The sequence below is a fragment of the Azospirillum thermophilum genome, assembly GCF_003130795.1.
In the GTDB taxonomy this organism is placed as follows: domain Bacteria; phylum Pseudomonadota; class Alphaproteobacteria; order Azospirillales; family Azospirillaceae; genus Azospirillum; species Azospirillum thermophilum.
Genome location: NZ_CP029357.1, coordinates 649,886 through 672,413 on the forward strand (window position 1 = coordinate 649,886; position 22,528 = coordinate 672,413).

The window sequence follows — 22,528 nt, forward strand, 5'->3', positions numbered from 1 at the left end:
CTGACGGTGTTTCCCGCTCAGACGGGCCGATCCTGCTGCGGGTCCGGCGGGGACTGCGGCGGGGTGGGACGGCTGCGCCGCTCGGCCATGAACTGGTCGAACTCGGCCTTGTCCTTGGCGAAGCGCAGCCGGTCGAGGAAGTCGTGGAACTCGCGCTCCTCCTCTTCCAGGCGGCGCAGCGTCTCGGCGCGATACTCATCGAAGGCGCGGTTGCCGCTGGTGCCGCCGCCCATGCCGCCGCCCATGACGTGGCCGTTGCGGGCGCGGCAGAACTGCTCCATGCGCTCTTCCATGCGGGCCATCTTGTGCCGCCAGCGGCCGCCGCCCATCCAGCATCCCATCTTCCTGCTCCATAGTGAGTAACCGAGGATCGCGAGCCCGATGGGCCACCACGCGATGAAACCGAGGATCGCCAGGACGACCCATCCGCCGCGGAAGGCGCGGGGCGGGCGGTCGCACCATCCGGCACGCCGGAACTCGTCAAACCGTGCTGCGTGGGACATGAGGGGCCTCGCGTGAATGTTAATAACATTCACATAGGGAGGCTGTCACCCCCTTCAAGAGGACACCGGGCGAAAATTGCGTCTTCGGAGACCGTAGCTGGCGACCGTGACCGTCACGAGATCCGTCTTGCCAAGCCTGCTTGCCGGGCTTAAATATGGTGAACCCGCTGCCCTGCCCTATTTCCCGGGGCGGCGGTCTACAAGGGCTCCTGCGGGAGCCCTTCTTCGTTTCCGCCTGCCTCCAGGCGGGTGCGCCCGTCACGTTGCGCGTGAAAAGGGAGAGAACTGGGAGGACTTGCGACAAGGGCGTGCATCGCCTATGGTCTGTTCTGCCCGCGATTTCCCGGATTTTCGACTGAGGGATGCGGTCTGCAAGGGCTCCTGCGGGAGCCCTTCTTCGTTTCGGAGGCGGATGATGGATCGTGCTGCGGTTTTCGTTGACGCCGGCTACCTTTTCGCCCAGGGCTCGGCCGCAATATCAGGACAGAAGCAGAAACGGACGGACCTTGTGCTCGACGAAGCTGCCGTGCGGGCCGAACTCGTCGACGTGGTCAGACAGACATGCGGTCTGCCGCTGCTCCGGATCTACTGGTACGATGGCGCGCCGACCTTTCGCGGTCCAACGGCCGAGCATACCCGCATCGCGAACAGCCCCGACATGAAGCTCCGCCTCGGTTATGTGAACGGGGCGGGCGAGCAGAAGGGCGTCGACGCCATGATCGTCACGGACATGATCGAATTGGCCCGCAACGGGGCCATGTCCGATGCCGTGCTGCTCTCCGGGGATGAAGACATCCGCATCGGCGTCCAGGTGGCCCAGACGTTCGGGGTCCGCGTCCATCTGCTCGGCATCCATCCCAGCCGCGGCTCCCAAGGTCCGCTCCTGCTTCAGGAAGCCGATACGACGACGGAATGGGATGCCACGACAATCGGCAGGTTCCTGTCGATGCCGCAGCCCGCGTCGGCAACCGCTCCAGCCCCTCACACCGTGCGACCGCCGCCGACGCCGGGCGGAGCCGCGGCCACTCCCACTGCCTCCATACTCCAGCACGTCACGTTGCAGTTCGTCGGCGGATTGAGTGCCCTCGATCTTGCGAGCATCGAAACTTACTGGGCCGCCAACAACAACCGCGGGGTTCCTCCGGAATTCGACCGGCAACTGCTGAAGCTTGCCGCGCAGACGCTCGGCTCCCCGCTCGACGACGCGGAACGCCCCTTCGTCAGACAGACCTTTCATAAAGAGGTCAAGGCTCGGCTGGCGACAGCGGCAAGCACCCCGGCCGCCGGCAGTGCAGCGGCTCCGGCCGGGGCCTGATCGGCTGCACGGCTCAGCGCCGGGCGTCGAACAGCGCGATGGCCTCGTCGAGGTAGGCGGCGAGGCGGCTGGCGTCGCCGCCTTCCGCGGCCAGTTCGGCGAAGCGGGCGGCGGCGGCGGCGCGCGCCCCGGCCATCAGGGCCGCGTCCCCCGCCAGCGCCACGGCGCGCTGCAGCAGGGCCTCGGCATCCTCCGGCAGGAAGGCCGGGCCGACCACGCTCGCCACGTCGCCGCCAGGCAGCGACAGGGCCGGGATGCCGGCCGCCAGGGCCTGGGCAGCGCTGGCCCCGCCGCCGGTGCGGCGCGGGTTCAGATAGAGGTCGCAGACCCCCATCAGCGCGTCCATCCGCTCGACATAGCCGAGCCAGCGCAGCCGGGCGGCATGGCGCGAGCGGGCGAGGCGGCCGGGCAGGCTCTCCGCCACGCCGGCGAACAGCAGCTCCGCCCGCGGCACGGCGTCCAGCAGCCGTTCCAGCAGGGCGAGGAAGTCCGGCGAAACCTCGCTGTCCAACCGGTTGCTCACCACGATGCAGGCGAAGGCGTCGTCCGCGATGCCGAACCCGGCGCGCGAGGCGGCGATGCCGTCGCGGCGCAGCGACAGCCCCAGCCGGAAGGGACGCCAGGACTTGGCAAGACGCCCCTCCGTCGCCGGCGGAACGGTGCCGCCGTAATCCAGCACGATGTCGGCCAGCGAGAGCGTCGCCCCCGTCGTGGTGGCGACCGACACCAGCGGGCGGGCCGGCGCCAGCAGGTCGGCCACCAGGACGGAACCGCCGAGCGCCACCACCACGTCCGGATCCACCGCCTCGACCGCCGACAGGAAACCCTGCAGCTTGGCCGCCGTGAGACCGGGTTCGATGGAGGACAGCAGGCGGAAGGTCCGCCCCTCGAACCCGATGAGCTGCTCGCCGGTCAGCTGCTCCTCCACCGCGGCGGCGAAGGGCGGAACGAAGGGGCTGTAATAGCGGTCGGGCATCATGTTGGTGTTGAGGATCACCACCTCGCGCCCGCACTCCCCCTGCAGCAGGCTGGCCTGACGCAGCAGGTCGCGCGTCGGCTGGTGCTGCGACGACAGGAGCTGGTTGGTCACCATCACGACGCGCCCGGTGGCGGGTGCCCCCGCGGCCCTCGCGGCGGGGCGCAGGCCGTGGCGCCGCGCCACCTCGCCGACGAAGCGCTCGTAGAAGGGGAAGAGGCGGGCCGGGGTGAAGTCCGGCACCGTCGCCGGGGTCATGCGCATCAGGAAGATCTGGCGCTGCATCGACCAGAAGATCTGGTTGATGCCCTCCAGCGGCGCCAGATCCATCACGTTGCCGACCATGTCGAGGATACGGACATAGCGGCCGAGGTCGCCGGTGACCAGCGCCACGGCCGATTCCCGCAGGATGGGATCGAGGCCGGCGGTCGCGGCGTCCAGCGCCTCCACCAAGGCCGGGTCGTCGCCGAGGCCGGCGGCGCGCGCCTCCTCGCAGGCGGCGGTGATGGCCTTCAGATCCTCGCCGGTCCCCGCCGGGCCGCGCAGCCGCGCCACGAGCACCGGAAGAAGGGCGGAGCGGGCGCTGGGGTCTTGCTGCATCGGGGGCCGTCCGGCGTTGCGCGCGACGGCGCATGAACGCCGGCGCCCAGGGGCTGTCCCCCAGCAGTAGGAGACGGGGGAAAGCCTGTCAACCGCTGCCGCGGAACAGCACCGGCGCCGCGTTACCGCGCCGCGGGATCGGCCGGAATGCCGAGGCCGCGCAGATAGACCAGCGTCCCGGCCTCCAGCAGATCCTCCGCCGACATCGGCAGCTTCCGGCAGGAGCCGTCGCCGCGGGCGAACAGCGAGGCGATGCCGTGCGCCAGCGTCCAGATGTGCAGGGCGACCATCAGGGCGGGGGGGCGGCCCCTGGCCGGCAGGTCGGCGACCAGCCGCTCGGCGGCGGCGCGCACCACGGCGAAGGCGCGGTCGCCGGCCTGGGTCAGCGACGGGTTGTCGTCGAGCGGGATGCCCGCCTCGAACATCGTCAGGTAATAGGCCGGCTCGGTCCGGGCGAACCGCAGATAGGCCTTGCCCATGCGGTCGAGCGCCGTCATCGGGTCCGGCCGCCCCTCGTCCCAGGCGGCGAGCAGCGCCGCCTCGAACCGCTCGAAGCCGGCGCGCGCCACGTCGGCCATCAGCTCCTCGCGGTCGCGGTAATGGCGGTAGGGCGCCGCCGGGCTGACCCCGGCCGACCGCGCGGCCTCGGCGAAGGTGAAGCCGGCCGGCCCCTTCTGGGCGATCAGCTCCAGCGCCGCGCGAAGCAGGGCCTCCTTGAGATTGCCGTGATGATAGCCGCGAGAGCCGCCGCCGCGATTGCTCCAGTTCATGTGAACCGTTCTTACATGACCGCCGCCGGCAGGTCGAGCGGGACGCGCCGCCCCGGTCCCGCCGCCCCCGGTCCTCCCGCCGCGTCCGCCGGGGGTGGGGATCCGCCGCAGCGGGAAGATTTGAGGCGGCGGCGGTCACTGTGACATAAGACGTCCCGGCCGGGCGGTTCCCGGCATGGCCGACGCACAGGCGACGGACGGGACGAAGGAAGGTGGAGGTTATGGTCATGGTGATGGTGACGCGCAGCGCAGTTCTCGTGGCGGGCATTGCCCTGGCCGCCGCCCTTTCAGCTCCGGCGGCCCAGGCGGCCGATCCCGCCTCCTGCAAGACGGTGCGCTTCGGCGACGTCGGCTGGACCGACATCGCCGCCACCACGGCGCTGTCCTCGGTGACGCTGGAGGCGCTGGGCTACAAGCCGACCACCAACATCTCCTCGGTGCCGGTCGTCTATCTCGGGCTGAAGACCCGGTCGCTGGACGTCTTCCTCGGCAACTGGATGCCGACGATGGAGACCTTCCTGAAGCCGGTGCTGGAGGACGGCTCGGTCGAGGTGGCGCGCGTCAACCTTGAAGGCGCCAAATACACCCTCGCCGTCCCGACCTACGCCGCCGAGGGCGGCCTGAAGAGCTTCGCCGACATCGCGAAGTTCAAGGACAGGCTGGACGGCAAGATCTACGGGATCGAGGCCGGCAACGACGGCAACCTGCTGATCGACAAGATGATCAAGGAGAACGCCTTCGGCCTGAAGGACTTCAGGATGGTCGAGTCGAGCGAGGCCGGCATGCTGAGCGAGGTGAAGCGCGCCACCCGGTCGAAGAAGTGGATCGTCTTCCTGGGCTGGGCGCCGCACCCGATGAACCGCCATGTCGAGATGACCTATCTCGACGGCGGCGACGAGTATTTCGGCCCCGACTTCGGCGGCGCCACCGTCAGCACCAACGTGCGCAAGGGCTACATGCAGGACTGCCCCAACGTTGGCCGCTTCCTGAAGAACCTGTCCTTCACGGTGGACATGGAAAACGCCGTGATGGACGGCATCCTGAACGGCAACAAGAAGCCGGAGGAGGCGGCGCGGGCCTGGCTGAAGGCCAACCCGGCGACGCTGACCGCCTGGCTCGACGGCGTCACCACCATCGACGGCCAGGACGGGCTGGCGGCGGTGAAGGGCAAGCTCGGCATCAAGTGATCCGGCGGCACCGGCAGCAAGTGATCCGGCGGCGCCGGCAGCGGCGCCGCACCCCGGACCTCCCGTTGCCGGCAGCGGGCCGGCCGATCAGCGGGCCGGCGTCGGGAAGATGCGCCGCAGGACGGCGAAGCGACCGGGGCGCGCCTGCGCCGCGGCGCGGCCGAAGCTCTGGGTGATGCGGTCGAGGATGATCGCCAGCAGGACGACGGCCAGCCCGCTCTCGAAACCCAGCGCGATGTCCAGGCGCTGGATGCCCTGCAGCACCACGTTGCCCAGGCCGCCCGCCCCGATCATCGAGGCGATGACGATCATCGACAGGGCCATCATCATGGTCTGGTTCACCCCGGCCATGATGGACGGCAGGGCGTTGGGCAACTGCACCTTGAGCAGGAGCTGCCGGTCGGTGCAGCCGAAAGCGCGGCCGGCCTCGACGATCTCGGCCGGCACCTGCTGGATGCCCAGCGCCGTCAGCCGCACCGCCGGCGGCATGGCGAAGATCACGGTGGCGAGGATGCCCGGCACCCGGCCCAGCCCGAAGAACATCACCGCCGGGATCAGGTAGACGAAGGCGGGCATGGTCTGCATGAAGTCCAGCGTCGCCTTCACCGTCCCCTCGACCACCCGGCTGCGCGCCATCCAGACGCCGAGCGGCAGCCCGACGATCAGGCTCAGCAGGGTCGAGGCCAGGACCAGCCCCAGCGTGGAGGCGGTGGCCTCCCACAGCCCCATGGACAGGATCAGCAGGCAGGCGCCCAGCGTGAAGGCGCCGAAGCCGAACCCGACGCGCCACAGCGCGGCGCCGGTCAGCACGGCGATCAGCACCCAGGCCGGCGCCCCGGCCAGGACGAAGTCGATGGCGCCGCCGAACCCGTCGATCGCCGCGGCGACGGCATCGAGCGCCGGCTGGAAATGGTCGAGCATGTAGGTGACGAGCTGCTCGACCCAGCGGCCGATCCGGATATCCTCGCCCATCCTCACCCCTCCCGGTCCAGGGTCTGCAACAGCAGGGCCCGGGAGATCGCCCCCAGGAACAGCCCGTCCTCGTCCACCACCGGCACCGGCCATTCGGCGGCGGCGACCATGCGCAGCAGCCGGTGGACGGGCACCGAGCTGCCCACCGGCGCCACCCCCGGCAGAAAGGCCTGATGGAAGCGGGGTTGCGGCGCCCGCAGCGCACGCTCCAGCGACTCGCGCGACACCACCCCCTGGAAGCGGCCGTCCTGGTCGCGGACGAACCCATAGGCATGGTCGCCGGCGCGCAACTGCTGCAGGGCGGGGAACAGGTCGCCCGGCAGGTGGATGACGGCGCTGGCCGCCTCGAACCGCGCCACGTCGCCGGCGCGCAGCACCTTCGACACGTCGACATTGCGGAAGAAGGACCGCACGTAGTCGTCGGCCGGATTGCACAGGATGTCGTAAGGCGTGCCGACCTGCACGATCCGCCCGCCCTCCATGATGGCGATGCGGTCGCCGATGCGCATCGCCTCGTCCAGGTCGTGGGAGATGAAGACGATGGTCCGCTTGTGCTCGCGCTGCAGCCGCAGCAGCTCGTCCTGCATCTCGGTGCGGATCAGCGGGTCGAGGGCGGAGAACGCCTCGTCCATCAGCATGATCGTCGGATTGTTGGCCAGCGCGCGGGCGAGGCCGACGCGCTGCTGCATGCCGCCGGACATCTCGCCGGGATAGCGGTGGGCATAGGCGCCGAGCCCGACCTGCTCCAGCGCACACATCGCCTCCGCGCGCCGCTTCGCCCTGGGCACCCCGGCGACCTCCAGCCCGAAGGCGGCGTTGTCCAGCGCCGTCAGGTGGGGGAGCAGCGCGAAGGACTGGAAGACCATGCCCATGTCGCGCCGGCGCGCCTCGATCAGTTCGGCCTGCGACATCGCCACCAGGTCGCGGCCGTCGAGCGCGATCGCGCCGGCGGTCGGCTCGATCAGCCGGTTCAGCAGGCGGATCATGGTGGATTTGCCGGAGCCGGACAGCCCCATGATGACGAAGACCTCGCCGGACCGGACGTCGAAGCTGGCGTCCACCACCCCGACATTGACCCCCAGCCTCTCCAGCACCTCCGCCTTGTCGGCCCCCTGCCTCAGCAGGTCGAGCGCCGGCCGGGGATTCTTCGCGAAGATCTTGTAGACGTTGCGGACCTGGAGCCGGACCTCTGCCGCCCCTGTCGCGGATGCCGGCCCGGAGGACGGACGGGATTGCGGGGCGGCCCCGACCGGAACGGCCTGCACCGGGGCGGCGGCCGGCTGCCCGACGGCGGTGCGGCCCACAGCCGTCCGCGATCGCATCAGCCCCCTCATGGTACCCTCCCCGCCCTATTGCCCGTCATTCCCGCCGCGCTGCGGCCGGTCCATCTCTCCCGTCGTCGCACGACCCGTTGCGTTTATCAGGCCTTGGCCCCCGAGGCTATCGGATATCCGGGCGGACGTCAGCCCCGGCTCGCCGTCGCCATCAGGCCGCCGATGCCGACGAAGGTGCCGCCTGTGACCCGGTTGAACCAGCGGCCATGGCGCGTCAGCCAGGGGGCGATGCGCTGCGCCATGCCGGCCAGCACCAGCTCGTAGCACAGCTCCGTCACCGCGAAGGTGCCGCCGAGCACGCCGAGCTGCAGCCAGAAGGAGGCGCCCGGCACCATGAACTGCGGCAGGAAGGCGGCGAAGAAGATCAGCGCCTTGGGGTTCGACACGGCGACCAGGAAGCCCTGCGCGAACAGCCGCGCCGGCCCGTCCCGGCGCACCGCCGGGCCGTCCTCGCCGGCCTCGACCGTCGCGGCCGGCGACCGCCACAGCCGGATGCCGAGATAGACGAGATAGGCGGCGCCGATCCACTTGGCGATGGTGAAGGCGGTCTCCGAGGCAGCCAGCAGGGCGCCCATGCCGGCCAGCGAGGCGGCGATCAGCACCATGAAGCCGAGAACGCCGCCGAGGATCGTGAAGACGGTCCGCGCGAAGCCGAAGCGGACCCCGTGGGTCAGCGACAGGAGGCCGTTCGGCCCCGGCGTCAGCGACAGCCCGATCGCCGCGAGGGCGTAGACGATCCAGAGTTCCAGCGTCACGGCCATGCTCCTTCACCGGTGGCGGACACCGACTATGGCACCGCTCCCTGCTGCCGTCCAAGGCATCGGTGCGGCTCCTGCTCCGGCCGCCTGCCGGCACATCGGGGCCCCTGGCGCGTTATCGAGCACAATCCGGCCGCACGCGGCCGAAAATCCGGGGGTGACCGTCATGCTTGGTGTCCTGAACGACCTGCTGTGGAACCATGTCCTGACCATCGTGCTGGTTGCGATCGGGCTGGCCTTCACGGTGGCGTCGCGGTTCGTGCAGTTCCGCTATTTCGGGCGGATGTTCGGCACGCTGGTCGAGGCGTTCCGGCGCCAGCCGGGACACCTCAGCTCCTTCCAGGCCCTGATGCTCAGCGTCGCCGGGCGGGTGGGCGCCGGCAACATCGCGGGCGTCGCGGTGGCGATCGGGCTGGGCGGGCCGGGGGCGGTCTTCTGGATGTGGATCATCGGCCTGATCGGCATGGCCACCAGCTTCTTCGAATGCGCCCTGGCGCAGCTCTTCAAGATCGCCGAGCCGGACGGCACCTACCGGGGCGGACCGGCCTACTACATCGAGCGCGGGCTGAAGATGCGCTGGCTGGCCGTGCTGTTCTCGGTGCTGCTGCTGGTCACCTTCGGTTTCAGCTTCACCGCGCTGCAGTCCTACACCACCGCGACGTCCGTCGCGGACGCCTTCGGCGTGCCGCCGCTCGTCACCGGCATCGTCCTGGTCGCCGTCGTCGGTCTGATCGTCTTCGGCGGCGTCAGGCGCATCGCCGAGGTCGCCGACATCGTGGTGCCCGTCATGGCGGTGGGCTACATCGCGATGACGCTGGTGGTGATCGTCATGAACGCCGGCGCCGTGCCCGGCGTGCTGGCGCTCATCGTCAAGAGCGCCTTCGGGCTGGAGCCGGCGGTGGGCGGCACCATGGGGGCCGCCATCACGCTGGGGGTCCGGCGGGGCCTGTTCTCCAACGAGGCGGGGCTGGGCAGCGCACCCAACGTCGCCGCGGTCGCCTACGTGAAGCATCCCGGCGCGCAGGGCGTGGTGCAGGCGCTCAGCGTCTTCATCGACACCCTCGTCATCTGCTCGTGCACGGCCTTCATCATCCTGCTGTCGGACGTCTACCAGCCGGGATCGGACCTGAAGGGCGTCGCGCTGACCCAGGCGGCGCTGGCCGGCGTGGTGGGCGAATGGGGGCGGTCGTTCGTCAGCGTCGCGCTGATGCTCTTCGCCTTCACGTCGATCATCTACAACTACTACCTGGGCGAGAACAGCCTGAACTTCTTCAGCAACGAGAACCGGACCCTGTTCACCGTCTACCGCGTGCTGACGCTGATCCTCGTCATGTGGGGGTCGCAGCAGGACCTCAGCACCGTCTTCGCCTTCGCCGACCTCACCATGGGGCTGCTGGCGCTGGTCAACCTCGCGGCGCTGGCGATGCTGTTCCGGGTCGGAATGCGCATCCTGCGGGACTATGACCGGCAGGTCGCCGCCGGCATCACGGCGCCGGTGTTCGATGCCGCGCACTTCGCCGATCTCGACCTCGACCGGCAGGCATGGATCATCGAGCAGGACCCGCCGGCCGCCGCGAAGGGCGGGCAGGCCTCCCCCGCGGGGCGGTGATGGCGGGACTCTCCGACAAGGGAGGATCTCCGAGGGCGGCAAGCCCCATCGGGCCGCCCCCCACCGGAGACGGGACAAGGCCCCGACCGGCATGATACGCCTGGACATCCTTGCTGCCTGGGAGGCGCACCATGCTGCTGGTCCTTCTTCTGCTGCTGTCCATCGCCTTCATCGTGCTCGCCACCGCGCGGCTGAACCTGCACCCCTTCCTGGCGCTCCTCATCACCGCGTTCGGCTTCGGCATCCTGTCCGGCATGCCGCTGGCCGACGTGGTGAAATCGGTGAACGAGGGGTTCGGCGGCACCATCGGGTCGATCGGCATCGTCATCATCGCCGGGACCATCATCGGCATCTTCCTGGAGAAGTCCGGGGGCGCCTTCCGGCTCGCCGCCGGCATCCTGCGCATCACCGGGGAGAGGAACGCGCCGCTGGCCATGTCCGTGATGGGCTACTTGGTCTCCATCCCGGTGTTCTGCGATTCGGGCTTCGTCATCCTGTCGTCGCTGAACAAGGCCGTGGCGCGCAGGGCCGGCATCAGCCTCGCCGCCACCGCCATCGCGCTGTCGCTCGGGCTCTACGCCACCCACACCATGGTGCCGCCGACCCCGGGGCCGGTGGCCGCGGCCGGCATCCTCGGCGCCGACCTCGGGCTCGTCATCCTGTGGGGCATGGCGATCGGCGCCGTCGCTACCGCCGCCGGCTGGCTGTTCGCCATCCTGTTCGCGGCGCGCGTGCCGATCGATCCCTACCGTCCCGACGAGGATCCCGCCCGCGACGCGCCGCAGGCCGATGCGGATGCGCCGTCGGCCGGCAAGGCGCTGGTGCCGATCGCGGTCCCCATCCTGCTGATCGTGCTCCGCTCCATCGCCGAGCTGCCGGCCAAGCCCTTCGGCACCGGCGGCCTCGTGCCCGTCCTGTCCTTCCTCGGGCAGCCCGTCGTGGCGCTTCTGATCGGCGTCGGGCTGGCGCTGATGCTGCCGAAGCGGCTGACGCGGGAGATGCTGTCCACCTCCGGCTGGGTGGGACAGGCCGTGATCGACGCGGCGATCATCATCACGATCACCGGCGCCGGCGGCGCGTTCGGCAAGGTGCTGCAGAACTCCGGCATCGCCAAGATCATCGGCGAGAGCCTGGCGAGCGCCAACCTCGGGATCTGGCTGCCGTTCCTGGTGGCGGCCGGCATCAAGACGGCGCAGGGCAGCAGCACCGTCGCGATCATCACCACCGCCGGCCTGACGGCGCCGCTGCTGCCGGCGCTGGGGCTCGACAGCGACACCGCCAAGGCGCTGGTGACCGTGGCGATCGGCGCCGGGGCGATGGTGGTCTCGCACGCCAACGACAGCTTCTTCTGGGTGGTCACCCAGTTCTCGAACATGACCACGCGCGACGGCTACCGGCTGCAGACGCTGGGAACCCTGGTGCAGGGGACGGTCGGCGCCCTGGCCGTCTGGGCCGCCGCCGCCCTGGTGCTGTAAGGCCTTGCGAGGTGGCGGCCGGCCGCCGTGGCCCGCCGCCCCTCACGCGTACTGCGCGACGCCGAGGCCGAGCGACCAGTTCTCCCTGGCGACCTCGACGAGGTTGATGAACACGTCCTCCCGCCGGATGCCGGGGCTCTCGCCGAGCCGGTCGGCGATGCGCCGGAACAGCGCCTTCTTCTGCTCGACGCTGCGGGTGTCGTTCGCCGTGATCTGGATGAACACCAGGTCGTCGCTCCTGGCGACGCCGAGATAGGACGCGCCGTAGCGGAAATTCGCCGGGTCATGCTCCGTGATCGTCATGAACTGGTCGTCCTCCGGGACGTCGAAGGTTTCCCGCAGCGCAAGATAGACGCCGTCGAAGATGGCCTGCCGGTACGCCTCCGGCTTTCCGGCACGCAGCGAGATGTGAAGGAGCGGCATCGTCGGTCCCTTCCCTGTTGGTGAGACTCGACAATAGGCGGCGACCGGCTATTTTTGAACGCTATCGGTTTCAATATCAGTGATAATGATTGGAAATGGCTGAGCGTCCCCTCGACCTGGATGCCGTCCAGGCCTTCCTGCGGATCGCCGAGCTCGGCAGCTTCACGCGGGCGGCCGAGGCCATGCGGACCACCCAGGCCGCGGTGAGCCTGAAGCTGAAGCGGCTCGAAGACAGGCTCGGCTGCCGGCTGGTGGAGCGCACGCCCCGCCATGTGCAGCTTTCGGCGCGGGGCGCCGCCTTCGTCGATCAGGCCCGCGAGTTGCTGGAGGCCCACGATCGCGCGCTGGCGGCGGTCGCGGGCGCGCGCCAGCGCCTGACCATCGGGATCAGCGACCATGTCGCGGGGCCGGAGCTGCCGGCCCTGGTGGCGCGGATGAACGCCCAGGACCCGCAGCTGCTGATCGAGATCCGGATCGCGTCCTCCGGCGACCTGCTGCCGGCCTTCGACCGGCGCGAACTCGACACGGTGATCGTCCGCCAGCATCTCGGGCGCTGCGACGGCGAGGTCATCACCGAAGAGAAGTTCGGCTGGTTCGCGGCGCCGGGCTGGCAGCACCGCGCGGGCGAACCGCTGCCGCTCGCCACGCTCGCCGAACCCTGCGGGGTGCGCATGATGGCCGGGCAGCTTCTCGACAGGGCGGGCGTGCCCTGGATGGAGATCTTCGTCGGCGGCGGGGTCGCGGCGGTCGTCGCGGCGGTGATGGCCGGGCTCGGCGTCGCCGCCCTGGCGCCGCGGATGCTGCCCTTCGGCGCCGTCGACGTCGGCTCCAGGCTCGGCCTGCCCGATCTGCCGCGCCTGCCGGTCCTGCTGCACACCCGGGTGCGGGACGGCCGCGGCCGCGACGCCCTCGCCGCCCTGTCGGCGGCCTACCGGGGTGCCGTGCGGGGATAGGTCCGGCAGGGTGACGGCGGCCCCGCTGAGAAAGCCGCACCCAAAGCGGCGGACATCTGTTGTAGGAGTAGGGGCCCTGCCCATCCCAACCCAGGAGCCGGTCCTTGAGCGACCCCACGTCCCGTCCCGTTTCCCGCGAAGAGTTCGAGTCCGTCCGCGACGCCGTGATGACCATGTCCAATGCGATCAAGGACATCGCCAACACCGGACGGCGCAGCCACGAGGCGCTGGCCGCCGCCGTCGAGGACACGCGGGACTCGCTCCAGGGCCAGATCGTCGCCCTGACGGCGGTCAACGCGGCGCTGGCCGCCCTGGCGGTCGCCGCCGGCGTCCCGTCGGACACGGTGCGCACCATCATCGGCAATGTCGGGCAGGCCCTGCCCAACGCCGACAGCCCGGACATCCAGGCCATCCTGCGCACCGCGCTGTCCTTCCTGCCGCAGGCCGCGCCGGACGCGCCGCCGGCCGGCCCGCGCAATCACTGAGCGGACACCGGGCGGGTGCTGCCGCGCACCACCAGTTCGCAGCCGAGATTGTAGTGGATCGGCGGGATCCGGGTGCCCGACAGGCTCGCCAGGATCTGCGTCGCGGTCAGGCGGCCGATCTCGCGCTGCGGCGGGCGGACCGTCGTCAGCGGCGGCGGGCAGGAGTCGCTGAACGGCAGGTCGCCGAACCCGACCACGGCGAGATCCTCCGGCACCCGCAGGGACCGGCGCGTCGCCTCGAACAGCACGCCCAGCGCCAGCGCGTCGTTGGAGCAGACCACCCCGTCGATGTCCGGGTGGACGGCCAGGATCTCGTCGATCAGCCAGCGCCCGACCCCGGTGGAGGCCGCATCGGGCACCGTGAAGGCGATCGGCTCGTGCAGGCCGCGGCGCCGCACCTCGTCCTCATAGCCGTCGGTGCGGCTGCGCACCCGCATGTCCTGCCGCAGCGCCGCCCCGATATAGGCGACCTTGCGGCTGCCCTGGTCGTAGAGGTGGCTGGTCTGCATCCGGCCGACCTCGAAATGCGAGAAGCCGACGCTCATGGCGACCGCCGGCTTGTCCTCGGACGGCATGTCCCACATCTCCACCACCGGCACGCCGCAGGAGCTCAGCATCGCCCGCGTCCGCTCGGTGTGGTGGAAGCCGGTCACCACCATCGCCGCCGGCGACCAGGCGAGGAAGGCACGGATCAGCGTCTCCTCCTCCTCCTCGCTGAACTCGCTGACGCCCAGCAGGGTCTGGTACTGGGCGTGGCGGAACAGCCCCTGCAGCGTGTTGTAGGTCTCGGCGAAGAAGGAGTTGAGGATCGAGGGCAGGATGACCCCGATGGTCCGGCTGCGCGCCGCCGCCAGGCTGCCGGCGACGAGGTTGGGCACATAGCCCATCTGCTCGATGGTGCGGGCCACCCGCTCCGCCAGTTCGGGCGACACCGCCTCCGGCCGGCGCAGATAGAGCGAGACGGTGCTGGCGGACACGCCGGCAGCGTCCGCCACGTCGCTCATCGTGATCCTCTGGGTCCCGCGCCGAACCCGCTTCTTCGCCGGTGCTGTTGCCATCGTCCCTTATCCTCGACCGCACTGCGGTCCGGCAACCGGAAGACCGTCCCCATGCCTCCCGGCCGCCGGACCACGCGCACGACTGCCGGGTCCCCTGCGCCCGGCAGCCGGTTCCGTCACCGGGCGACCAGATCCGCCATGGCGCCCATCATACCCTTGCCATCGATGGCTGTGAGGCTCTCCGCAACGCTGCGAGCCAAGCCCGGGACGCGGGTCAGGTCTTCCTTCCACAGGCGCTGGTCGGCCAGGACGGCTCCGACCAGCCCGGCCGCGTCGCCGGAGTGGGCCGCCCAGGCGGCGCTCAGCGCCGCGATCACCTCGGCATCGTCGCGGATGGGATAGCTGCCGGCGTCGCGCGTGCCGGTGCAGCCGCCGTCCGCCATCGTCCCGCGGTAGAAGCGCAGCAGCGCGGCCAGCGAGAAGCTGAGCCCGGCCGGCGCCTCGCCATGGGCGGCGACCCAGTCCTTCAGGCTCGGCAGCACCCGCACCTGCCATTTCGACACCGAGTTGAGCGCGATCGAGATCAGCTCGTGCCGGATGTAGGGGTTGCCGAAGCGCTCCATGATGGTCGCGGCATACTGCTGGCGCTCGGCCTCGGGCAGCGGGACGAAGGGCACGATCTCGCGGAACATCACCTGGTTCAGGTAGGCCGCGACGGTCGGGTCGTCCATCATGCCCTTCACGGTGTCGATCCCCGCCACATAGGCGGCGAGCGCGCTGGCCGTGTGGGCGCCGTTCAGGATGCGGACCTTGCGGGTGCGGTAGGGCTGCAGGTCGTCCGTCCACACCACGTTCAGCCCCGCCTTGTGCAGCGGCAGCTCCTCGGCCAGCGCGGCCGGCCCCTCGATCACCCAGACATGGAAGGGCTCGCCGGCCACGGTGAGCTGGTCCTCATAGCCCCAGCGCCCGAACAGCGCCGCCGCCTCGTCGCGCGGATAGCCGGGGACGATGCGGTCGACCAGCGTGTTCAGGAAGTGGTTGTGCCGCTCGACCCAGGCGATGAAGCCGGCTTCCAGACCCCAGCGCCTGGCATGGGCCAGCACGATGCGCTTCAGGTTGGCGCCGTTGGCCTCGATCAGTTCGCAGGGCAGGAAGACGAGTCCGCTCTCCGGCGTGCCGCCGAGAGCTGTATAGCGGGCGTGCAGCAGCGCGGCGACCTTCGCCGGGAAGCTCTCCTGGCAGGACTGCGGGGTGTAGGCCTCCTCGACGTCGGCGATGCCGGCCTCGGTGGTGTTGGACACGACGAAGCGCAGCACCGGGGAGGTGGCGTACGACATCACCCGCGCCCAGTCGGCATAGGGGTTGAGCGCGTCGGACACGCAGCTCACCACCCGGCGGGCCTCGACCTCGCGGCCGTCCTCGATCCCGCGCAGCAGGACGGTATAGAGATGGTCCTGGCGGCGCAGCAGGTCGGCGATGCCGCGGTCGAGCGGCTGCACGACGGCGACGCCGGCCCGGGTCAGGCCCTGGCCGTTGGCGATGTCGATCATCCAGTCGACGAAGCCGCGCAGGAAGTTGCCGTCGCCGATCTGCAGCACGGTCACCGGCAGGACAGGGGCGCCGGGCGTATGCGCGGCGTCAAGCGCGCCACCCGTCAGCAGCTCTCGGTTCAGCGAGGTCATTTCGGAGCGTCCTTCAGACACAAGGGAGAGAACCGCCGGCCCGAGGCAGGTCCGGCCGACAGGGGAAGAATACTAATATATTAGAATGGGCCGCAAGGGCGGATCGGCACGCGGACGGAGCCGGGGCCAAAATGACGCACATCCCGCCGCACCCTCCTTCGCGGCGGGCCGGGTCCTGGCGGTCCGGCACGGGGCCTCGGGCAGTCATGCGGCAGCGCAATATCAAGTTGTTCAGGGACTTAACGCTTGGTGCTGCCGCGTCTGCGAATTATCCACACTCGCCCTGCGACATTTTGGCCGAAGGCCGCGCCGGCCCGGAAACAGCGCTTGTGATGTACACTAGTATATTAATATAACTCCGCCAGCGAGGCGTGGCGCCCCATCGAGGGCGCAAAGACACCGTCGCAGCGCTCCGACCCTTATGAAGACGGCCGGCAAGCGAGCATCGGCATCCTGTCGAGGACAGGAAAGTGAGGATGAAATGAAAAAGATCCGTGGCTTGCGGTGGCAGATTCTTGCCCTGATGATGCTTGGCACCGTGGTCAACTACATCGATCGCAACACGCTGGGCATTCTGGCTCCGCAGCTCAAGGAACAGCTGCACTTCTCTACCGAGCAGTATTCCTTCGTCGTCAGCGCGTTCCAGCTCTGCTACAGCCTGATGCAGCCGGTCGCCGGCTACATCACCGACCTGATCGGCCTGAAGCTCGGCTACGCCATGTTCGCCATGGTCTGGGGCCTTGCCGCGTCGATGCACGCGCTGGCCGGCGGCTGGCAGTCGATGGCCTTCTTCCGCGGCCTGCTGGGCGTCAGCGAGGCGGCGGCCATGCCGTCGGGCGTCAAGACCTCGACCCTGTGGTTCCCCGCCAAGGAGCGCTCGATCGCCACGGGCTGGTTCAACACCGGCAGCTCGATCGGCGCCATGGTCGCCCCGCCCTTCGTCATCTGGCTGTCGGTGACCTATGACTGGCGCGTCGCCTTCGTCGTCACCGGCCTGCTGGGCGTCGGCATGTCGCTGCTGTGGTTCGCCCTCTACCGCAACCCGGAGAACCATCCGCGCCTGTCCAAGGAAGAGCACCAGTACATCCTGGACGGCCAGGAGCATGTCGAGCTTCCCAAGCCGTCGGTGAAGCGCGTGCTGGGCAAGGGCAAGTTCTGGAGCATCGCCGCCGCCCGCTTCCTGACCGAGCCGGCCTGGCAGACCTTCAGCTTCTGGATCCCGCTCTACATGGTCAGCACGCGGGGCATGGACATCAAGCAGTTCGCCCTGTTCGCCTGGCTGCCCTTCCTGTTCGGCGACCTCGGCTGCATCCTGTCCGGCTACATGTCGCCGTTCTTCGTCAAGCGCTTCAGGATGTCGCTGGTCAACTCCCGCATCGCCGGCGTCGGCGTCGGCGCGGTGTGCATGGTCGGCCCGGCGCTCATCAGCTTCGCCGTCAGCCCGATCGCCGCGATCTTCCTGTTCTCCCTCGGCGCCTTCGCCCACCAGATGCTGTCGAGCCTGCTCTACGCCCTGGTGACCGACACCTTCGAGAAGCAGGACGTCGCCACGGCGACCGGCTTCGGCGGCATGGCCGGCTATCTCGGCGGCATGATCTTCTCGCTGATCATCGGCCAGCTCGCCACCACCATCGGCTACGAGCCGCTGTTCGCCTGCCTGACGGTGTTCGACCTGACCGCCTTCGCGATCATCGCCCTGGTCCTGGGCCAGCGCCGCGGCACGGCCACCGGCCCGGTTTCCGCCAGTATCGCCGGCGCCGACTGACCGCCATCTCTTGCCACCGACTGAAGACCCCCCGGGCACCGTCCGGGGGGTTTTTTCATGCGCTCAGCTCGCGCCGGCCGGCCGGCCCGCTGCCGGCGTCCGCTCAGTTGAACTGGAACAGCTCCGGGCTCAGCACCTCGCCCATGGTCACCGCGGCGGCCGGGGTGGTGGCGGTCACCGCGGCGCTGGCGGCGACGGCCAGCAGGGACACCAGGGCGAAACCACCGGCGATCAGGGCGCGGGCAACCGAATGACGGGTGTTCATTGTCTCCAACTCCTCATATGTCGTGCGATGGGCGGGGCGTCTTCTGCGACGCGCTTGTCATCGGCGATGACAATGATGCCAGCAGTCATCCTTTCCCCGATCTGCCGAGTCTGCATGGCTTGCATCGTCATGTTGCAGTGCGTCATAGCGCTGTTGCTGAATATGATGCAGACAAGATGATGAGATCGTAGCGCTCTCACATGTTTTCAGCAGCGTTACGAAATGGATGTCGCGCGGACATCCGCCATTTTTCTTTTCCATACCGGCCACAGTCTACCGAATGTATCTTGTATGCTTGGCCGCCGACCGGCAGACTGCGGCAAGAAAGACGGCGCAGGGCTGCGACAGAATGCCCTGTCCGCCGTGATCCCGATCTGTCCCAATTCTGATATATTAGTTGACCATCTCCACCGATCCTGGCTCGAGGGCTGCCGTGACCTCCTCACCTCTGGAAACCGCGCTGCTGCTGCGCGTCATTGTTCCGCTGACGCTTCTGCTGATCGGCATGATCTGACGGGGTGCCGGTTTCGGCCTGCCCGTCTCAGCCGGTGCGCCGCCGCAGCCCGTTGTGGACGGCGGTCGCGGCCTTCGCCGCCTCTCCCATGGCGACCGAAATCTGGTTCAGCGTGGAAACGACGTCGCCCGCCGCATAGAAGCCGGGAACGGACGTCTGCTGGTGGCCGTCGACGATCAGCCGGCCGCCCCCGTCCATCGCCGCCCCCACCTGCCCGGCGAGCGTCGAGCGGGCAAGCGTCCCCAGCGCCGAGTAGAGCGTGTCGAAGGCAAGCTCCCGCCGGCTGCGCAGGATGACCTTGGTGATCCGGCCGCCTTCGGTCACCACCGCCTCGACCGGTTCCTCCTCCAGCGTGATGCCGTCGTCGCGCAGCGCGGCCTTCTCCTCCTCCGTCAGTTCCATGCGGCGCCCGAGCGTCAGCAGCGTGACGTCGGCGCTGTAGGTGCGCAGGAACTGCGCCTCGCGGAAGGCGTGGGCGCCATGGCCGATCACCGCGATGCGGCGGTCGATCACCTCGTAGGCGTCGCAGATCGGGCAGACCCGGATGAGGCCGCGCTGAACCGCGTCATAGAGGTCGGGAAGCCGCGGCTGGTCGTCGATGACGCCGGTCGCCAGGATGACCGCCGTCGTGTCGATCACCCGCCCGTCGGCGGTCTTCGCCACGAACCCGGCGCGGTCGCCGGCCTCGCGGACCGAGGCGATCGAGCCGGTCTCGATGCGGGCGCCGTAAAGCCGGGCCTGGTCGCGCATCCGGTCGAGCAGGTCCGTCCCGTGGATCCCCTCGGGAAATCCGGCATGGTTGTGCGAGGAGGGAATCCACGAGCAGCGGCTCTTGCCCTCGTCGACCACCAGCGCGGTCCGGCGATAGCGCGCAAGATAGATGGCCGCGGTCAGTCCGGCGGGGCCACCTCCCACGATCAGGCAGTCGAGTTCCAATGCCATGCCATGCGTCCCCACCCGCTTCCCCCACCAGAACCGGACGGGCCGGCCGTGGTTCCGGCGGCCGGCGATCGCCGCGCCCGCGGCGATGCCGAAGCGGCCCGTTCAGAATTGCCCGGGCGGGATGCGGTAGACATCGGGTTTCACCGGGTCCGCCACATAGGCGATCTGCAGCTCCGACCAGACGGGGTCCCGCTTTTCGGCACCGGCCTGGGGCTCGGCGGCCAGGGTGAGCAGCACCATGCGATTCTGCGGGTCCAGGCCGCGGAACACGACGATGCCACCGTTCGCAGGGCGGTTCACCACGACGTTTTCGGGCTTGAACCCCTGCTGCAGGAAATAGTCGCGAAGCAGCCCGGCATTGCCGAGCAGGTGTTCCGACGTGATCGAGGCATCCAGGGCCTTGGACCACTTGATGGTCACCTGGATCAGCTTCCTGCTGGAATGGCCGAACGTATAGGCGACCCTGGCGCTGCCGGTCTTGGGGAGAAGGTCGGCGACGCGGGCCGTCAGGACACGCGTCCGCTCCAGCGGATTGTCCTCGGCCTTCAGCGCCTCCGGCTTGATGCCGAGATCCTTGGCGGCGGTCTTCCGGACCTCCTCCTCCGTCATGCCGAAACGGACCGACCGGAAGCCGTTGACCTCCACCGGCTTCTCCGCCTGGGGTGCCGGCTTTCCGGCCGCCTCCGCCTCCGCCGTCGCGGAAGGGACGGTGGCGGGAACAGCCGTGGCCCCCGGCGTGCCCTTCGGCGTGGCGGTGGAAATGACGAGGAACGCAGCCCCGGTGACGACCGCCAGAGTTGCCTTGCGCATGCCCGTGCTCCTGTCTGCGGCCCAGTCGGCGATAAGAGGTGGACAGGACCCGTATCCAAATCGGAAAGAGCAGTCAACGGTCATGCGGATCTTGTAAGCATACGAACACGACACCGATGAAGAAGTCCGGCGGCGCAAATAGAATTCTGTACATAATGATCATCGTCTAAAACATATTGCCTCTTCACGGGAAACTTTCACACAATGATACTCAGCCCGGTAAGAAGCACAGGTGTTTTTTCTGCGATCCGCCAAAAACCTGTGATGGAAAATTTTGGATGAATAACTATGTATGTATTTTGAACTCTCTCAGTCAACTTGGCGTCCGAAAGATGGACATGAGCGCATTCTTGCGAAATTTGGATACAAATCACGACTAAATCCAGGAAGATTTTATCGCTTCACCTCACTGTCGACGGGAGCTTTTGCTGCCTTCTAGCTGGTGGACGATGGCTCGGTGCCCACAATATTACGCAATGATAGAATTCTATATACCGCCGAAGAATGAAAGAAGCGGCGATACCGCCGCAGGCTATGCAAGGAATTATAACGCATCACCTCGAGTCAGATGGCAATAGTTGAAACTGAAGACTATTCCAATGCCGATGAAGACTTTCATTTTCGTTGACTCTCCTGTGGAGTGCATGGAGAGTCTCATGCGTCTTTTTACGTATGACCTTGGCGACAGGGGCTGCCGGGATCGGTTTGCATGCGAATGTCATCCTCCTGCCTATTGCGCGGGGTTCTCCTTTGCGCAGTCCTCTCCGGCTCGCTGTCGGCAGCGCCGGTGCGGAGGTGGCGCCGTCTCTTCACCGGCCCCTCTGCTCTTCACCGATCCCGGTACCAGGCAACCAACGCTGGAGCGGATCAAGCCGCAGCAGGACGCCGACGGACGGGGGACCCCCATCTCCGAAGGCGATGACGCCGCAAAGACGTGGCTGCACGTCTCCCGGGTGGTGATCGGTGTCATGGGCGCTTCCGCGGTCCCCGGCACGAAGCCGGCATGGTCGCCGTCCGCCGCCATCCGGGACGAGGTGGAGCGCCGCTGGCGCGCCGGGCAGGCCGGCGACGGAAACGGCTGCCGGGGGGGCCCCGCCCGGGCTTTTCCCGCCATCGCCTGGCCGGAGCAGAAAGGCGACCGGGCCGGCGCGCTCCACCTGCATGACGGTCGCGGAGCTCTTCAGGCTCTCCGACATCCTCAAGCAGGTCATGAGGGAGCAGGGGCACGACTTCAATCTCGTCGTGATACCGGAACAGGAGGTCAGCGACGGGTCGGGGGACGAAAAGGCGACCGACCTGCATCTGACGATCGTGAACGCGACGGTGCGGGACGTCGTCGTGCTGCCGTCTCCCGGCAACAAGGCGGCCAGTGATCGCCGGTCCGCCGCCGTGGCGGAGCGGTGCCGGCTGAAGGGAGTGAGCGACTTTCCGCTCGTAGAGAGCTACCTCAACCAGTTGAAGAGCGAAGGGTCGCTGACCACCGCTGCGCTCGAACGGCAGATCCTGCTGGCCGAGGACATCCCCGGCGTATCGGTGGAGGTCTTCCTGCGGCCGGACTGCGACGAGGTCGGCGGCACGCAGCTCGTCGCCTCCGTCACGGTCGACGAGCGGGAGTACCAGGCCAGCCTGGACAACCGCGCCTCCAAGTTCACCGGCCCGATGGAGGCCACGGCGGGCGTCCGCTTCCGATCCCTGATCACCCAGGGCGATGAGATCGGCCTCACCGCCTACAACACGCTGAACAGGGAGCAGGTCTTCGGCCTGATCGACGGCAGCACCGCGCGATCGGAACGTCCGGCCTGCGGCTGCGCGGCAGCTTCGGGGCCGGCCGCTCCATCCCCGGCGATTTCCTGCGCTATGTCGGCTACGACGGGATGCTGTTCACCACCGGCATCGGGCTGACCTATCCGGTGGTCAGGAGCCGGCGCTTCAGCCTGTTCGCCGAGACGGATCTGACCTACCAGAATTCCCGGATCAGCGTCGACGACGTCAGGGATCCGGGGCATTCCACGCGGCAGAGCACGGCCAGGACCACCGTCCTGCGGGCCGGGCTGCAGGGAAGCTGGTTCGGCGACGGGCCGGGCGCGCGGCGGGACCTGGCCTTCGACCTCAAGGCGCATCGCGGGCTGCCGTTCCTCGACGCGACCGGTCCCGGGGACATCCTGTCCCCCCGGCCCGGCGGACAGGGCGTC

21 protein-coding genes are annotated in these 22,528 nt (G+C 68.8%); 9 read left to right on the forward strand and 12 right to left on the reverse strand.

Annotated elements, in window-relative coordinates:
* Positions 1–17 precede the first annotated feature (17 nt).
* Positions 18–503, reverse strand: coding sequence for a DUF2852 domain-containing protein (locus DEW08_RS27700; RefSeq protein WP_109333380.1), 486 nt, complete (start codon positions 501–503; stop codon positions 18–20).
* 412 nt (positions 504–915) lie between these two features.
* On the opposite strand from DEW08_RS27700, the gene DEW08_RS27705 reads away from it, so the two are divergent.
* Positions 916–1,818, forward strand: a complete 903-nt coding sequence (locus DEW08_RS27705) for an NYN domain-containing protein (protein WP_245987031.1) — start codon at positions 916–918, stop codon at positions 1,816–1,818.
* 13 nt (positions 1,819–1,831) lie between these two features.
* Here DEW08_RS27705 and DEW08_RS27710 read toward each other — a convergent pair whose 3' ends face one another.
* On the reverse strand, positions 1,832–3,394 hold the full coding sequence (locus tag DEW08_RS27710) for a glycosyltransferase (protein WP_109333382.1): 1,563 nt from the start codon (positions 3,392–3,394) through the stop codon (positions 1,832–1,834).
* A 122-nt stretch (positions 3,395–3,516) separates the two neighbouring features.
* A complete protein-coding gene (locus tag DEW08_RS27715) occupies positions 3,517–4,164 on the reverse strand; it encodes a TetR/AcrR family transcriptional regulator (protein WP_109333384.1) in 648 nt (215 codons plus the stop codon).
* 221 nt (positions 4,165–4,385) lie between these two features.
* On the opposite strand from DEW08_RS27715, the gene DEW08_RS27720 reads away from it, so the two are divergent.
* On the forward strand, positions 4,386–5,351 hold the full coding sequence (locus DEW08_RS27720) for a choline ABC transporter substrate-binding protein (RefSeq protein ID WP_109333386.1): 966 nt from the start codon (positions 4,386–4,388) through the stop codon (positions 5,349–5,351).
* 87 nt (positions 5,352–5,438) lie between these two features.
* On the opposite strand, the gene DEW08_RS27725 is transcribed toward DEW08_RS27720, so the two are convergent.
* From DEW08_RS27725 to DEW08_RS27735, 3 genes are all read right to left on the reverse strand, one after another.
* Positions 5,439–6,323, reverse strand: a complete 885-nt coding sequence (locus tag DEW08_RS27725) for an ABC transporter permease (protein WP_109333388.1) — start codon at positions 6,321–6,323, stop codon at positions 5,439–5,441.
* Between the two features lie 2 nt (positions 6,324–6,325).
* Positions 6,326–7,645, reverse strand: coding sequence for a glycine betaine/L-proline ABC transporter ATP-binding protein ProV (gene proV, locus DEW08_RS27730; RefSeq protein WP_245987032.1), 1,320 nt, complete (start codon positions 7,643–7,645; stop codon positions 6,326–6,328).
* Positions 7,646–7,785: 140 nt separating this feature from the next.
* Entirely contained in the window at positions 7,786–8,412 is a 627-nt protein-coding gene (locus DEW08_RS27735; RefSeq protein WP_109333528.1) for a LysE family translocator, read from the reverse strand.
* Between the two features lie 169 nt (positions 8,413–8,581).
* Here DEW08_RS27735 and DEW08_RS27740 point away from each other — a divergent pair, with 169 nt between their 5' ends.
* Positions 8,582–10,024, forward strand: a complete 1,443-nt coding sequence (locus DEW08_RS27740) for an alanine/glycine:cation symporter family protein (protein WP_109333530.1) — start codon at positions 8,582–8,584, stop codon at positions 10,022–10,024.
* Positions 10,025–10,155: 131 nt separating this feature from the next.
* Complete coding sequence (locus DEW08_RS27745) at positions 10,156–11,499, forward strand: GntP family permease (RefSeq protein WP_109333392.1); 1,344 nt, start codon at positions 10,156–10,158, stop codon at positions 11,497–11,499.
* A gap of 42 nt (positions 11,500–11,541) precedes the next feature.
* Here DEW08_RS27745 and DEW08_RS27750 read toward each other — a convergent pair whose 3' ends face one another.
* Complete coding sequence (locus DEW08_RS27750; RefSeq protein ID WP_109333394.1) at positions 11,542–11,922, reverse strand: tautomerase family protein; 381 nt, start codon at positions 11,920–11,922, stop codon at positions 11,542–11,544.
* Between the two features lie 95 nt (positions 11,923–12,017).
* Here DEW08_RS27750 and DEW08_RS27755 point away from each other — a divergent pair, with 95 nt between their 5' ends.
* Together DEW08_RS27755 and DEW08_RS27760 are read left to right on the forward strand one after the other, a co-directional pair.
* Complete coding sequence (locus DEW08_RS27755) at positions 12,018–12,875, forward strand: LysR family transcriptional regulator (RefSeq protein WP_109333396.1); 858 nt, start codon at positions 12,018–12,020, stop codon at positions 12,873–12,875.
* A gap of 104 nt (positions 12,876–12,979) precedes the next feature.
* Positions 12,980–13,360, forward strand: coding sequence for a hypothetical protein (locus DEW08_RS27760; protein WP_109333399.1), 381 nt, complete (start codon positions 12,980–12,982; stop codon positions 13,358–13,360).
* Here the strand turns inward: DEW08_RS27760 and DEW08_RS27765 are convergent.
* Together DEW08_RS27765 and DEW08_RS27770 are read right to left on the reverse strand one after the other, a co-directional pair.
* The gene (locus DEW08_RS27765; RefSeq protein ID WP_245987033.1) at positions 13,354–14,364 is read right to left on the reverse strand and encodes a LacI family DNA-binding transcriptional regulator; all 1,011 of its coding nucleotides are present in this window, start codon (positions 14,362–14,364) and stop codon (positions 13,354–13,356) included. The genes DEW08_RS27760 and DEW08_RS27765 overlap by 7 nt on opposite strands.
* A 170-nt stretch (positions 14,365–14,534) precedes the next feature.
* On the reverse strand, positions 14,535–16,040 hold the full coding sequence (locus DEW08_RS27770; RefSeq protein WP_109333403.1) for a tagaturonate reductase: 1,506 nt from the start codon (positions 16,038–16,040) through the stop codon (positions 14,535–14,537).
* Between the two features lie 481 nt (positions 16,041–16,521).
* Between DEW08_RS27770 and DEW08_RS27775 the strand changes: the two genes are divergently transcribed.
* A complete protein-coding gene (locus DEW08_RS27775; RefSeq protein WP_109333405.1) occupies positions 16,522–17,805 on the forward strand; it encodes an MFS transporter in 1,284 nt (427 codons plus the stop codon).
* Positions 17,806–17,908: 103 nt separating this feature from the next.
* Here DEW08_RS27775 and DEW08_RS31410 read toward each other — a convergent pair whose 3' ends face one another.
* The 3 genes from DEW08_RS31410 to DEW08_RS27785 form a co-directional block, all read right to left on the reverse strand.
* Positions 17,909–18,070, reverse strand: a complete 162-nt coding sequence (locus DEW08_RS31410; protein WP_168220533.1) for a hypothetical protein — start codon at positions 18,068–18,070, stop codon at positions 17,909–17,911.
* A gap of 541 nt (positions 18,071–18,611) precedes the next feature.
* Positions 18,612–19,526, reverse strand: coding sequence for an NAD(P)/FAD-dependent oxidoreductase (locus tag DEW08_RS27780; protein WP_109333407.1), 915 nt, complete (start codon positions 19,524–19,526; stop codon positions 18,612–18,614).
* Positions 19,527–19,628: 102 nt separating this feature from the next.
* On the reverse strand, positions 19,629–20,336 hold the full coding sequence (locus tag DEW08_RS27785) for a hypothetical protein (protein WP_109333409.1): 708 nt from the start codon (positions 20,334–20,336) through the stop codon (positions 19,629–19,631).
* Between the two features lie 1,161 nt (positions 20,337–21,497).
* On the opposite strand from DEW08_RS27785, the gene DEW08_RS27790 reads away from it, so the two are divergent.
* Both DEW08_RS27790 and DEW08_RS27795 read left to right on the forward strand, forming a co-directional pair.
* Positions 21,498–22,238, forward strand: coding sequence for a ShlB/FhaC/HecB family protein (locus DEW08_RS27790; protein ID WP_109333411.1), 741 nt, complete (start codon positions 21,498–21,500; stop codon positions 22,236–22,238).
* Positions 22,211–22,528, forward strand: a 318-nt coding sequence (locus DEW08_RS27795; RefSeq protein ID WP_146214777.1) for a hypothetical protein, incomplete at its 3' end; no start/stop codon positions are given. The genes DEW08_RS27790 and DEW08_RS27795, both read left to right, overlap by 28 nt.